Annotated in this window: 11 protein-coding genes; 1 reads left to right on the top strand and 10 read right to left on the bottom strand. The window is 64.8% G+C overall.

What is annotated here, in order from left to right; genetic code table 11:
* Positions 1-88 precede the first annotated feature (88 nt).
* Positions 89-1399, bottom strand: a complete 1311-nt coding sequence (locus H8F24_RS15710) for a glutamyl-tRNA reductase (RefSeq protein WP_197170198.1) — start codon at positions 1397-1399, stop codon at positions 89-91.
* 63 nt (positions 1400-1462) lie between these two features.
* Positions 1463-2467, bottom strand: a complete 1005-nt coding sequence (glpX, locus tag H8F24_RS15705) for a class II fructose-bisphosphatase (RefSeq protein WP_197170197.1) — start codon at positions 2465-2467, stop codon at positions 1463-1465.
* Between the two features lie 284 nt (positions 2468-2751).
* Between glpX and rpe the strand changes: the two genes are divergently transcribed.
* Positions 2752-3435: a ribulose-phosphate 3-epimerase gene (rpe, locus tag H8F24_RS15700; protein WP_197155436.1), complete on the top strand. Its 684-nt coding sequence runs from the start codon at positions 2752-2754 to the stop codon at positions 3433-3435.
* Positions 3436-3553: 118 nt separating this feature from the next.
* Here the strand turns inward: rpe and ccsB are convergent, their stop codons facing one another.
* The 8 genes from ccsB to H8F24_RS15660 all read right to left on the bottom strand — a co-directional run bounded on the left by ccsB (position 3554) and on the right by H8F24_RS15660 (position 13067).
* A complete protein-coding gene (ccsB, locus tag H8F24_RS15695) occupies positions 3554-4468 on the bottom strand; it encodes a c-type cytochrome biogenesis protein CcsB (protein WP_197170196.1) in 915 nt (304 codons plus the stop codon).
* A gap of 33 nt (positions 4469-4501) precedes the next feature.
* Positions 4502-5674 (bottom strand): LptF/LptG family permease, encoded by a 1173-nt coding sequence (locus tag H8F24_RS15690; RefSeq protein ID WP_197159265.1) that lies wholly within the window; start codon positions 5672-5674, stop codon positions 4502-4504.
* Positions 5675-5685: 11 nt separating this feature from the next.
* Entirely contained in the window at positions 5686-6414 is a 729-nt protein-coding gene (gene lptB / locus H8F24_RS15685) for an LPS export ABC transporter ATP-binding protein (protein WP_197155433.1), read from the bottom strand.
* Complete coding sequence (locus tag H8F24_RS15680; protein WP_197170195.1) at positions 6411-6812, bottom strand: hypothetical protein; 402 nt, start codon at positions 6810-6812, stop codon at positions 6411-6413. Before H8F24_RS15680 ends, lptB begins: the two co-directional genes overlap by 4 nt.
* A 376-nt stretch (positions 6813-7188) precedes the next feature.
* On the bottom strand, positions 7189-7632 hold the full coding sequence (locus tag H8F24_RS15675) for a DUF309 domain-containing protein (protein ID WP_231597891.1): 444 nt from the start codon (positions 7630-7632) through the stop codon (positions 7189-7191).
* 7 nt (positions 7633-7639) lie between these two features.
* The gene (typA, locus tag H8F24_RS15670; RefSeq protein ID WP_197155423.1) at positions 7640-9448 is read right to left on the bottom strand and encodes a translational GTPase TypA; all 1809 of its coding nucleotides are present in this window, start codon (positions 9446-9448) and stop codon (positions 7640-7642) included.
* A gap of 254 nt (positions 9449-9702) precedes the next feature.
* Positions 9703-12345, bottom strand: a complete 2643-nt coding sequence (locus H8F24_RS15665) for a U32 family peptidase (protein WP_231597890.1) — start codon at positions 12343-12345, stop codon at positions 9703-9705.
* Positions 12342-13067, bottom strand: a complete 726-nt coding sequence (locus H8F24_RS15660) for a D-alanyl-D-alanine carboxypeptidase family protein (protein WP_231597889.1) — start codon at positions 13065-13067, stop codon at positions 12342-12344. The genes H8F24_RS15665 and H8F24_RS15660 overlap by 4 nt, the downstream gene beginning before the upstream one ends.
* Between the last annotated feature and the right edge of the window lie 37 nt (positions 13068-13104).

The following is a 13104-nucleotide window of genomic DNA, read 5'->3' as shown; positions in this document are numbered from 1 at the left end:
ATGTTCGTCGTCTTGGTCGACCGTACTTGAGTGACCTGCTGTCAGGCGAGTCTCCGCAGCACTTCGATGCCTGTCCCAGATCACCAGATCAGGTCTCGTTGCTGCCGTCGACCAGCTCGAACAGATCCTGCAGCACCTTCATCGCCGTGTGGCGTTGTTGACGCGGCTGGGGGGCCCGCAGGTTGGTCACGGGAGTGTGGAGGATCTTGTTGATGATTCCCTTGCTGAGCGCCTCCACCACCTTGCGCTCCCTTGCCGAGAGATCCGGGCCCATGCGGCTCAGGGCTTTCTGAAGTTCCTGCTCGCGGATGTCCTCCAGCTGGATCCGCAGCCGGTTCACCACGGGCACGGCTTCGAGGCCATCCCACCATTCCAGAAACAGCCTTGCCTCCTCCTCCAGCAGGCCTTCGGCTTCGGCGGCGATCTCTCGACGGGCCTCCTGGTTGCGGGCCACCACTTCCTGGAGGTCGTCCACATCAAAAGCCTCGACACCAGCCAGGTCGCCGGCATCGGAGGCGATGTTGCGGGGGACACCGATGTCCACCAGCATCAGGCTGGATCGGCGGTTCAGCCGGTTCAGTCGCTCCGCATCGATGATCGGGTCATCAGCGGCGGTGCTGGTGAACACCAGTGAGCAGGTGCTGAGGCAGTGATCCAGGTCCACCAGGGGTCTGCACTGCACGGGCAGATCCGGGAAATCGGCCGCCAGGGTTTCGGCCCGACTCACGGTGCGGTTCAGCAGCACCACACCCCGACAGCCCTTGGCCGCCAGATGCTGCAGCAGCAGCCGGGACATGCGTCCAGCCCCCACCACGGCCACCTGCTCCTGGTCGAGCGGGACCAGGTCGTCCACTCCTCGGGCCTGGCCGACCTTCAGCTGGGCCAGCTCAACGGCCGCTGAGCTGATCGATACGGCCCCGGTGCCGAGATTGGTTTCGGTTCGCACCCGCTTGCCGGTACTCACCGCCTGGTTCAGCAGGCGGTTGAGAATCGGGCCGAGGGAGCGGTGCTCCTGGCCGAGCCGCACCATCTTCTTCACCTGGGAGAGGATCTGGCCCTCGCCCAGCACCAACGAGTCGAGGCCGGCAGCCACCCTCAGCAGGTGGGCAATGGCATCTTCATGATGAAAGGTGAAGAGATGCGGGCTGAGCTCATCGACGCTCAGGCCGGAATGCTGGCTGAGGAAGGAGCCCACAGCCGAGATGCCCTGGTCGGGATGCCGCAGCAGGGCATAGATCTCCAGCCGGTTGCAGGTGCTGAGGATGGAGGCCTCCAGCACCTGCTCATCGGAGCGCAGTTGCTGGAGAGAGGCCTCCATGGTCTGCTCCGGGATGCTCAGGCGCTCCCGGATCTCCACAGGAGCCGTGCGGTGGCTCAGGCCGACAACGGCAATGTGCATGGAGGCAGACCTCTTGGCGCGGACGGTTTGTCGCGGACGGATTGACGCGGACAGTTGGGGTGATCAGCGCAGCGCGATGCTCTGGGCACCGGGCTTCATGTGGATGGTGTCGGTGAAGCGGGCGGTGCTGTCGAGGGTGCTGATCACCAGGGAGCTGGTGCGGGTGCAGTCCTTCTCGAATTTCACCCCGTTGAACAGCAGGCCATCGGTGATGCCACTGCCGGCGAAGACCACGTTCTCACCCGAGGCGAGCTCCTCGGCCTCGTAGACCTTGTCCACGTCGGTGATGCCCATCTCGTTGAGGCGGGCGATGTTGCCTTCCTTGGTGTAGTCGGCCCATTCGGACGTCTGGGCAACGGCCGGGTCGTAGACCAGCTGACCCTGGAAATGCCCACCCAGGGCCCGCATGGCGGCGGCGGAGATCACACCCTCAGGTGCCGCACCGATGCCCATCAGGCAGTGGGTGCCGGTGCCGGCGAAGCCGCAGGCGATGGCAGCCTGCACATCGCCATCGGAGATGGGCTGTACACGGGCGCCGGTGGTGCGGATCTCGGCGATCAGGTCCTTGTGGCGGGCGCGGTCCATCACCACGATCACCAGCTCACTGGTGGCGAGGCCGAGGCACTCGCTGAGAATGGCGATGTTCTCGGTGGCACTCTTGCGGATATCCACCTTGCCCTTGGCTGCCGGGGGCGCGGCCAGCTTCTTCATGTAGAAGTCGGGCGCATTGAACAGGCCACCGCGGTCGGAGGCGGCCAGCACGGCCATGGAGCCACGCTGGCTGTTGGCGCAGAGGTTGGTGCCTTCGCAGGGATCAACGGCAAAGTCGACGCCGGGACCGGTGCCACTGCCCACCTCTTCACCGATGTAAAGCATCGGCGCTTCGTCGCGCTCGCCTTCGCCGATCACGATGCGGCCCTGCATCTGGATCTGGCCCATGCGCTTGCGCATGGCTTCCACCGCCGCTGCGTCGGCCTCGTCCTTCTTGCCCAGGCCGGTGAGCTCAGCGGAGGCGATGGCGGCCTGTTCGACGACCTCGAGAATTTCCTGGATAAGGGTGCGATCCACAGCAGTGCGGCAGGGGTGACTGCCTCAACGAGGGGACCGGCAGACCGGGCAGGCGGAGAAACGCCTGACCTCGGAGCTGCTGTGCAAACGCTTCGGAGACCAGGGCCAGGTCCGGCGGATGGCCGGTCTCGGCGGAAGGTTCCAGCCGCTGCAGGGCCTCTCAGACTTGAAGCGGGCCAACTGTATCAGCGCCCACTGCAAGACCCCTGCATTGCCCTCCAGCCAGGGCCAGGAAGGGCCGCTTCCTACAATCGGAGCACCCCTTCGTCCGACAGGTCCCAACCATGAGCACCAAGCCCCTGGTGATCTCCCCATCGATCCTGTCGGCCGATTTCTCCCGCCTCGGCGACGACGTGCGGGCGGTGGACGAAGCCGGAGCCGACTGGATCCATGTGGACGTGATGGATGGGCGCTTCGTGCCGAACATCACCATCGGTCCGTTGATCGTTCAGGCCCTGCGGCCGGTCACCTCCAAGACTCTCGACGTGCACCTGATGATCGTGGAGCCGGAAAAGTATGTGGCTGACTTTGCCAAGGCCGGCGCCGATATCATCAGCGTTCAGGTCGAGGCCTGCCCCCATCTGCATCGCAATCTGGCCCAGATCAAGGATCTCGGCAAGATGGCTGGAGCCGTGTTGAACCCCAGCACACCGATCGACACCCTCGAGTACTGCCTCGAGCTCTGCGACCTGGTGCTGGTGATGAGCGTCAACCCCGGCTTTGGCGGTCAGAGCTTCATTGAGAGCCAGGTGCAGAAAATCCGGGACCTGCGACGCATGTGTGACGCGAAGGGCCTGGATCCCTGGATCGAAGTGGATGGCGGCATCAAGGCTGAGAATGCCTGGATGGTGATCGAGGCTGGAGCCAACGCCATCGTCAGTGGCTCCGGGGTGTTCAACCAGCCCAGCTATGCCGAAGCGATCACCGGAATCCGCAACAGCAAGCGGCCCCAGCCGGCCTTGGTCTGAATCGGACTGGTTGCTCAGCACCAACAGGCTGACAATCTAATTACGATTCAGCCCCCTGGTTCCAGGGGGCTTTCTTTTGGTTTGAGCCGTTGCGAGGACGCCTCTCTCTGATGGCATGTCAAGCCCCTAGGAACCAGCCATAGCTGTGCAGGCCGATGCCGAGAAGATTGACGCCGATGTAACACACCACAATCACCACCAGTCCAGCAGAGGCCACGAGCGCAGGGCGACGACCCTGCCAGCCCCGGATCAAGCGGGTGTGGAGATAGGCCGCATAGACCAGCCAGCAGATCAAGGCCCAGGTTTCTTTGGGATCCCAGCTCCACCAGCTTCCCCAGGCCTCGTTGGCCCAGACGGCACCGCTCACCAGTCCCACTGACAGGAGCAGGAACCCCACGGTGATCGTGCGATAGCTGAGGCTGTCGAGCTGCTCGCTGATCGCAAAACCTGTGCTGTGCAATTCCACAGCGTCGGGCGCTCCGGCACCGACCAGCTGGGATTTTCGGTAGGCACCCGTGCCGATCGAGCTGCTGCGCAGCACCAGATCATTGCCGCGATCCGTGAACAGCACGGCAATCGAGAGCAGTGACCCTACCAGCAAGGCTGCATAGCTCACCATGATCACGCTCACGTGCATGATCAGCCAGCTGGAGCGAAGGGCCGGAACCAGGGGCGAAGCCTCCTGCATCGTGTCCGGCAGGGCGAAGCTGGCGAAGGCCACACAGCCGAGGGCAATCGGGGTGGATGCCGCCGGCACCAGGGGGGAGGGCCAGGAGCGTTCCACCAGCAGCTGGGTCAGCGTGCAACCCCAGGCCAGGAAACAGAGCGACTCGTAGAGGTTGCTGATCGGAAAGTGACCTGAATCCCACCAGCGCAGCACCAGCTGGGCGGTGAGGCAGAGGTTGGCGGCGGCCACCAGCACGGTCACCGCTGAACTTCTGCGGCCAGAGCTGAGGGACCAGAAGGACAGAGGCAGCACCAGCAGGAGCAGGCCGAAAGCCGTGAGCCCAAGTCCAAGAACCGGATCAATCACCAGAAACTGCAGCGACCGCGCCAGTCTGCCGCTTCAGCGGCTGGCCTGACGCAGCAGCACCAGTCCACCGGCCAAACCGATGCCAACCGGCAGCCAGGCAGCCATCACGGGAGAGAGGGTACCGGTGATGCCCAGCGAGCTGAAGATGAACGACATCAGGTAATACACGAAGATCAACAGCACGCTGATTCCAAAGCCCTGGCTGCGGCTTGTGCGGGAATTCGGACGGACCCCCAGACTGCTGCCGATCAGGCCGAACACCAGACAGATGGCGGGGAAGGCAAATTTCTCCTGGATACGCACCCGCAACCGCCGGGCTTCCTTCTGATTGTTGGCCGCCAGCAGGAGCCTTTCAGCACGGCGAGCCTGGCCCACCGTCATCAGGTTGGCATCGGTGGGGAGCTTGGCCACCTCCTCGACATCCCGACTGAGTGGATAGAAGTAGCGGTCAAAATTGGCAGAGGTCGTGGTGTCGTTCGCCTCATCGACACTGACGATGCGGCCATTGCGGAACTCCCACATCGCTTTGGCCTCGTTCCAGCGGCCGGTATTGGCCATCAGCATCTGACGCTGGCCGGTCCGTGAGAAGTCAATCAGGGTGACATCCTTCATCTCCCCATTGCTGAACTCCTGGGCATAGAACAGCTGGGTCATGCCACGAACGCTTTCTCCATCGGGTCGTGAGATCCTTCCAAACCGCGAATAAAGAGTGTGACGTCCCCGTTCAGCCGCGATGGCCTTGCCGAGAGCCTGATCCAGCGTGATCGAGGCGGAGAGGTTGGCCCTCGGCACGATCACATCGTTGAACACGAAGGTGAGCAGACTCATGGCCACCGCAAGGGCAACGGCGGGTGCCACCATCCGCTTGGTGCTCACCCCCACGCTGCGAAGAGCGGTGAGTTCGCTGTTGCCGGACAGCCGGCTATAGGCCAGCAGGGTGGCCATCAGGGTGGCCATGGGGAAGGACAGCACCAGAAAGCCCGGCAGACGCAGGCCGAGCACCTGCATGGCCGCGGTGAGCGGCAGGCCGGCCTCCGCCACCTTGCGGACCAGCTCAAAGACAACGCCCACGGACAACGAGACGGCCGTGAAGGCGGCGATGCCGAACAGCAACGGACCAACCAGCTCAGCGATGAGCCAGCGATCCATCAGGGGCAGCCAGTGGAGGCTGAAGCGAATCGGGTGGCGTTGAAAGCGCTGCAGCATCGAGGCGGTGGTCACAGTTGGAAAGCCTCGCCGAGATAGTGGCGACGAACCAGCGGATCGTTGGCCATCGCGGTGGAGGTGCCCGAGGCGAGGATGCGTCCTTCGGTGAGGATGTAGGCCCGATCGGTGATTGAAAGGGTCTCGCGCACGTTGTGATCGGTGATCAGCACACCCATGCCGCGGCTGCGCAGATTGGCGATCAGCTCCTGCAGATCGGACACGGCCATGGGATCGACCCCGGCAAATGGCTCATCGAGCAACAGGTAACGCGGGCCAGTCGCTCCTACGGCCAGGGCTCGCGCCACTTCCGTGCGGCGGCGCTCGCCGCCGGAGAGTTGAAACCCTTTGCGGTTCTGGAACGGACCCAGGTGAAACTCCTCGATCAGGGTCTCAAGCCGCTGCCGGCGCAGGCTGCGGGGTGTGCGGCTCTGCTCAAGGGCCAGCCGCAGGTTTTCGCGCACCGTGAGCGTGCGGAACACACTTGCTTCCTGGGGCAGATAGCCGATACCGAGTCGGGCGCGGCGCGGCATCGGCAGTTTCTGAACAGGCATCCCATCCAGCAGCACCTGCCCCCGGTCTGGCCGCAGCAGGCCGGTGACGAGGTTGAAGGTGGTGGTCTTGCCGGCACCATTGGGGCCGAGCAGGCCCACCACCTCTCCAGGGGCAAGCTCAAGGCTCACGTCTTGCACCAACGGGCGGCCAGCGATGGTGAGCGCCGCCTCCTGAACCACCAGGCTCATGGCTGGTTGGCGCCCGAGGTGGAGTCGGCCGGACCAGATGGCTCGGGTGCTGACACTGGGCTCCTGGCCGTGCCTTCCGCGCCCGGGGCAACAGGGGCAGGCTTCTGAAGGGCATCAACCTTCAGCTTGCTGAACACCTGCTGTTCGCCAAGGGGTTCGGCCTTGACGCGCTCGTTCTCCACCCAGTAGTACACGCGCTCGGCCTTGATCGAATGGCCATCGCTCTGAATCACGTCCACATCGCCACTGAGGATCACCAGACCCTCCTGGCTGAAATATTGCGCTTGGCGGGCCGTCGCCACGACCCGTTCATCGGGATAGACGATGCGAACGTTGCCTGTGGCCGTGATCACCCCGGTGCGGTTGTCGGCCTGCTGCAGGTCGGATTCAATCGTCACCAGACCGGTGGTGGGCGTTTTGGCGGGTGGCCCAGCTGCTGCCGGGGCTGCTGCCGGGGGAGTTGCCGCAGCTGGGACTTGCGGTTCTGCCGATCCTGGTTGGGGTGTGCTGACAGGAGTCGTCAGCGCCGCTGGCGGAGCCTCGGGGACGCCAACCGCCCCCTCTTGAGCCTTGACCGGCACCCCGGTCAACGAGACATGTCCAAGCAGAAGGGCCAGCATCCAGCCCAGCTGCAGCCTTCGGTGCGTTGATGCAGGCGGTGTCGCCCTGACCCGGAACTCCGGGAATTCCCCGGTAGCAAGGTGAACCCCCGAAGCGTGGCCGTGGTCAACATCCAACCCCAAGAGAAGAGCCACGGCAGCACAGCACGACAATTTACAGAGGTCCCGGAGGGGCCTTCTGGCATGGGGGACGCAGCTGCACGAATGCCAGCTGATCCATGGCAAGGGGCAAGGGCTCGCCACCCAGCTGCAGGGTCTGCAGCTGGGTGAGAGCTGGCTGGCGCAACCGCTCGAGATCGAGGCCCAGGGCTGTGGGTCCGCAGGGCCCAAGGCGCCCCACGCCCTCTCCCAGCAGCACCATGGCCCCCCTGAGATTGCCGCGCCCCAGGTGAATCTGGGCCACGGCAATCTGCAGGATTCCCTGCAGCACCGGCCTGAGGGGGCCCTGAGTTTCATGCCAGAGCTCCTCGAAACCATCGTGGCAGTCGTACCACTCTCCGGCATTGAACAAGCGCACGGCTTGATCGAAGCGCGGATCCGCAATCAGCTGAGACTCGTGCGGATCAACATCATTCGGCTCGGCTGCGGAATCCGTCACACCGGAGTCAGCGCTTGGCGGGCTTCTTGGCGGGAAGCTTGCGCAGACGGATCGACTCGGGAGTCACTTCGAGCATCTCGTCGGGACCGATGTACTCGAGCGCACGCTCGAGGGTCATCTGGATCGGCGATTGCAGGGTATCGAGCACCTCGGCACCCGCGGAGCGGATGTTGGTGACCTGCTTGGCCTTGCAGACATTGAGCTCGAGATCCTGGGGGCGACTGTTCTCACCCACGATCATGCCCTTGTACACCTTGGTGCCTGGAGTGATGAAGAACTGGCCGCGATCTTCGGCGCCCTTGAGCGCATAGAAGGTGGCTGTACCTTCCTCAAAAGCGATCAGGACGCCACTGCGACGGGCATCCACGTCGCCCTGCATCGGGCGATAGTCGAGGAAGGAGTGGCTCATGATCCCCTCGCCACGGGTGGCGCGGATGAACTCGCCACGGAAGCCGATCAGGCCGCGGGAGGGCACCACGAACTCCAGCTGGGTGCGGCCATCACTGGTGGTTTCCATGTTCTGCATCTCGCCCTTGCGAATGCCCAGCTTTTCGATGCAGGCGCCCACCGACTCTTCAGGAACATCCATCACAAGCGCTTCGAACGGCTCATGGGGGGTGCCGTCGATGGTGCGGTAGATCACCTGGGGCTGGCTCACCTGGAATTCGTAGCCCTCCCGACGCATCGTTTCAATCAGGATGCCCAGATGGAGTTCACCCCGGCCGCTCACGGCCCAGCGGTCGGGTGAATCGGTGTCTTCGACACGCAGAGCCACGTTGGTGAGCAGTTCCTTCTGGAGGCGATCGCGGATCTGCCGGCTGGTGACGAACTTGCCTTCCTTGCCGGCGAAGGGCGAGTCGTTGACCACGAAGGTCATCTGCAGGGTGGGCTCATCCACCTTGATCAGGGGCAGAGCCTCGGGGTGATCCGGGCAGGCGATGGTTTCGCCGATGTTCACCTCATCGAAACCGGCCACCGCCACCAGATCACCGGCGCTGGCCTGCTGGATCTCCACCCGTTGCAGACCCTGGAAGCCCAGCAACTTGCTGATCCGCCCGCGCTTGATGCTGCCGTCGTCGCGGATCAGGGCAGCGGTCTGGCCCGACTGGATGGTGCCGTTGTGGATCCGGCCGATCATGATCCGGCCGAGGAAATCGCTGTAATCCAGCGTGGTGACCTGCATCTGCAGGGGCTTGGTGGCATCGCCCACCGGCGGTGGAACATGGCGCAGGATGGCATCGAAGAGCGGCTTCATGGTGTCGCTTTCGGTCGCCATGTCCGGCTTGGCGTAGCCCCCCATGCCACTGCCGAAGAGGTAGGGGAAATCGCACTGGTCGTCGTCGGCACCCAGCTCGAGGAAGAGATCGAGAACCTTGTCGACCGCCTGTTCGGGATCGACCCTGGCCCGGTCGATCTTGTTGACGAACACGATCGGCCGCAGACCCTTTTCCAGGGCCTTCTTGAGCACGAAGCGCGTCTGGGGCATGGGCCCTTCGTTGGCGTCGACGATCAGCAGACAGCCATCCACCATGCCGAGCACCCGCTCCACCTCTCCGCCGAAATCGGCGTGTCCGGGGGTGTCGACGATGTTGATGCGGATGCCGCTGTAATCCACCGCCGTGTTCTTGGAGAGGATCGTGATGCCCCGCTCCCGCTCCAGGTCGTTGGAGTCCATCACGCAGGTGGGCACCGCCTCGCCTTCGCGAAAGATGCCCGACTGGGTCAGCAGGGCATCGACCAGGGTGGTCTTGCCGTGGTCAACGTGGGCAATGATCGCAATATTGCGAATCGGGGCGCCTTTAATGTCGCCGCTCATGGGCAGATCTTCGTGATGGAGGGGTCTATGGGTTCGGTCCTATGGGTTCGGTCTTCCGAGTCGTTCAGAAATTCCGGGATGTCCGCGTTGCCGGAATGACCGGCCACACCACACATCGCAAGCGCGCAGATGCCCTGATCAGGGGGTCACACCCCTGAATCCTGAAATGCGGGCGCCTGGGCACTGAAGCATCCGTAGCTCAAGCGATGACCAATGGAGCGAACGATCATCCTATCTCAGTCTCTGGACGGGTCTCAATCTCTGGATTGGCGTGAGACCCGATCCCGCAGGGTGCCGCGCGTCACGCCAAGACGACTGTCGAGATTCTCGTTGCGCCACAGATCACGGCCGCTGAGGCGGCCGTCCAGGGCCTGGCGATAGAGGTCGACGCGTCGCCGTGTCGCCTCGGCGTTCTCCTCCAGCAGCTCCAGGCGCAGGTGCCGCACCCCGGAATCCAGTAACGCGGGCAAGGCCTCGGCAGCGGTCTGGGCCTTGCCGTTGAAGAGCGTGTTGCGACAGCCCAGATCGGCCCGCAGTGGATGCTCCACGCCGCTGCGATCGCGCAGGCGTACCTCGTGCTGCTCACAGGGACGGCCGCAATCGGTGTGGTCGTGACCGTCGGAGAGAAAGGCACAGAAGAGGCAATGCTCCATGTGGAACAGGGGCATGTGCTGGTGGACCGTCACCTCAAGACGACCGGCCGGGCAGCCGCGGATCAGGTCCTGCAGCTGGCTCAGGGCAAGGTCGTAGCTGGCGGTGACCCGCTGCAGACCCCAGTGGTCGAGATACCAGTGCGCCGCCAGGGGGTTGGCCACGTTCAGGCTGAAATCACCGATGCAGGGAGCCAGGGGCGTCAGCCGCTCCAGTTGATCGGCGTTGCGCACCAGGAAACCATCGGGCCGGGCTCTCCACAGGGGCTCCAGGCTCCAGGCTTCATCGGGGCGGGTGATGCGGGCGCCGGCCAGCCAGATGCCTCCCGGCCAGCAGCCCCTGCCGAGGGCCACGGCCTCGCGCAGGTCGGCCGGTTGCTCCAGATCGGCGATCACCTGGGCCACAGGCAGTCCCTGTAAGGCCTGCAGCTGCTCGAGGCTGCGCACCAACACCACCAGCTCCGGCTCAGTGCTGGAGCTCTGCTGCAGCTCGGCGGCACTCCAGGCCTGAATGGCCTGGGCTGGCGTCCGTGCTGGAGCGGTGGACAAGGCTCCCAATGGCCACGGTTTCCCTGAGGTGCTCGAGCCACTGGCCAGCAGGGGGGTCAGCGCCGCGACCAGCCCCCGGCGCAGGCGATTGAGTTCGGTGACCGGCAGGAACAACCCGGCTGGCAGGTCCACATCCAAGGATCCAAGCCGCCATCCCGTCCCACCCAGCCGACCCAGCTGTTGCTCCAGCCGCTGGCGATCCAGGCCTGGGCCCCTGGCGCTCTGCAGCGGTAAATCCGTGTACCACTGAAGTGGGGGCTCAGGCAGGGTCCCAGTGCCATCCACAGCCAGCAGTTCCAGCTGCAAGGGCTGATCGAGGGCCCCGCGCACATGCAGGTGCAGAGCACGGGCAAGCTCGGGTGTGTCCGCCGTTGCCAGGCGTCGCCAGCGCTTCTCCAGGGCGGGATCGCTACTCAACCAGCAGGGGGAACCAGGTGGCAGCGTCTCCGCGCTGATCCTCCCCGGGCCGAGCCGCAGGGCCAGCCGGCCTTCACCGCGCGACTCCACTGCCATCACCCGGCCACCGATCTCCTCCGGTGGCACCAGGGGGGCGGAGCCCGCCAGTTCGAACACCAAGCCATCCCCAGGCTTGAGCGACGTGATGGTGTCCAACAGCCACCAGCCGCCGCGCGCCTCCTGGCCGCGATAGTGACCGATCTGGGGGCCCCGCTTCTTGCTCCAGCGACCATGCACCAGCTGGCGGTGGTCCACACCGTGCAGCCAGCCGCTGGAGAGCCCCCGCGAAAAGCTCAATTCCAGTTCATGGCGCCTGGAAGGCTCGGGGGGCTGATCGGCAGAGACCTCCGAGCGGGATTCCGAGACGAGCTGCGCAGGGCTCGTTGCCGTTGCCAGACGATCAAGGCTCTGGCGGTAGGCGGAGGTCACCGCCGCCACATAGGTGGGGTCCTTGAGGCGCCCCTCGATCTTGAGGCTGGCCACACCGGTATCGACCAGCTGGGGCAGCAACTCCCAGGCGGCCAGGTCCTGGGGCGACAGCAGATAACGCTGCGTTCCAAGATCCCTTTCCACCCCATCCACAATCAGCTGATAGGGCAGGCGGCAGGCCTGGGCGCATTCCCCCCGGTTGGCGCTGCGCTGGCCCAGGGCCTCACTGGTCAGGCACTGGCCCGAATAGGCCACGCAGAGGGCTCCATGCACGAACACTTCCAGGGGCATCGCCATACCGCGCTGGCGCTGTTGCCGATCGATCCGCCTGAGATCCCGCAGGCTGAGCTCGCGGGCCAGCACCACCCGATCGCACCCCAGCGCCTCGGCCTGGGCCACCCCTGCTGCACTGGTGATCGACATCTGGGTGGAGCCATGCAGGCTCAGCCTCGGCACGACCTGGCGCGCCAGCCGACACAGACCCACGTCCTGCACGATCACCGCATCCACACCCGCGGCCTCCGCCTCCAGCAGCAGATCGGCGGCCTGCTCGAGCTCATCGGGGAAGATCAGCACGTTGAGGGTCAGAAACCCCCGGATTCCGCGCCGGTGCAGCCAGTCCATCAGCTCCGGCAGATCCTGGCGGCTGAAGTTTTCGGCCCGCAGGCGGGCGTTGAAAGCCTCCACACCGAAGTAGACCGCGTCGGCGCCATTGGCAGCTGCAGCCTTGAGCGACGCCCAGCAGCCCGCCGGCGCAAGCAGTTCCGGCATGGTCAGCGGGACCTGGATGGCCGTGGCAGGGTTGTTGCTCATCGCGCCAGTCTCTGGGCGGGCTCAAACACCTTCAGGGCGTCCGCTGATCCTTCGAACCGCCAGTGCCAGGGCTCATAGCTCACGCCCTGGGGATTGTTCTGCGGGAAGGAGAGCTGAAAGTGAAAGCGAGCGGCATTGGCCTGCAACCAGCGGAAGGCTTCGGTGCGATCGAAAGCCTCAGACAGATTGGTGGCGGGATCGCGCCCATCGCCCAGATCCACGGCATACCCGGTGCTGTGCTCGGAGAACCCCGGCGGCGCACTGACACGAGCCCGTTCCTGGGCGCTCTGGTTGCGTTCGGCCTTGATATCAAAAAAGATCGACTTCTGCAGCGCAATCGAGCGAAAGGCGCTCAGCACCACCAGATCCACCCCATCCGCAGCGGCGGCCCGTTGCATCGCACCCACGGCAGCGGCGGCTTCCGGCTTCAACTGCAGTCCTGGCGACAGCTCCAGCTCCACCAGCTGGTCGCGGGGGACCTCGGGGTAGGGGTGATGGCCGAGCAGGCGCCCATCGGCACTGAGCCGGGCATTGAGCCCCTCCACCGGCAGGGGCTCCAGCCAGCGACGCCATGGTCCTGGAACCAGCAGCAGCACGGCAGTGGCGCCGATCAGGCCCAGGACCAGTCCCACGAAGGCGGTGCGCTTGGAGGGCCGGCGCGCCAGGGTCGCGGGCGATCGCCGGGCCAGAGGAATGTCTTCACCGATCACGGGTGCCGGCACCCCTCCATCCACAGCGTTTCAACAATCGTACGGACAG

The organism is Synechococcus sp. CBW1002, from assembly GCF_015840915.1.
GTDB lineage: Bacteria > Cyanobacteriota > Cyanobacteriia > PCC-6307 > Cyanobiaceae > CBW1002.
This window is presented reverse-complemented; position numbering and strand designations above follow the sequence as displayed.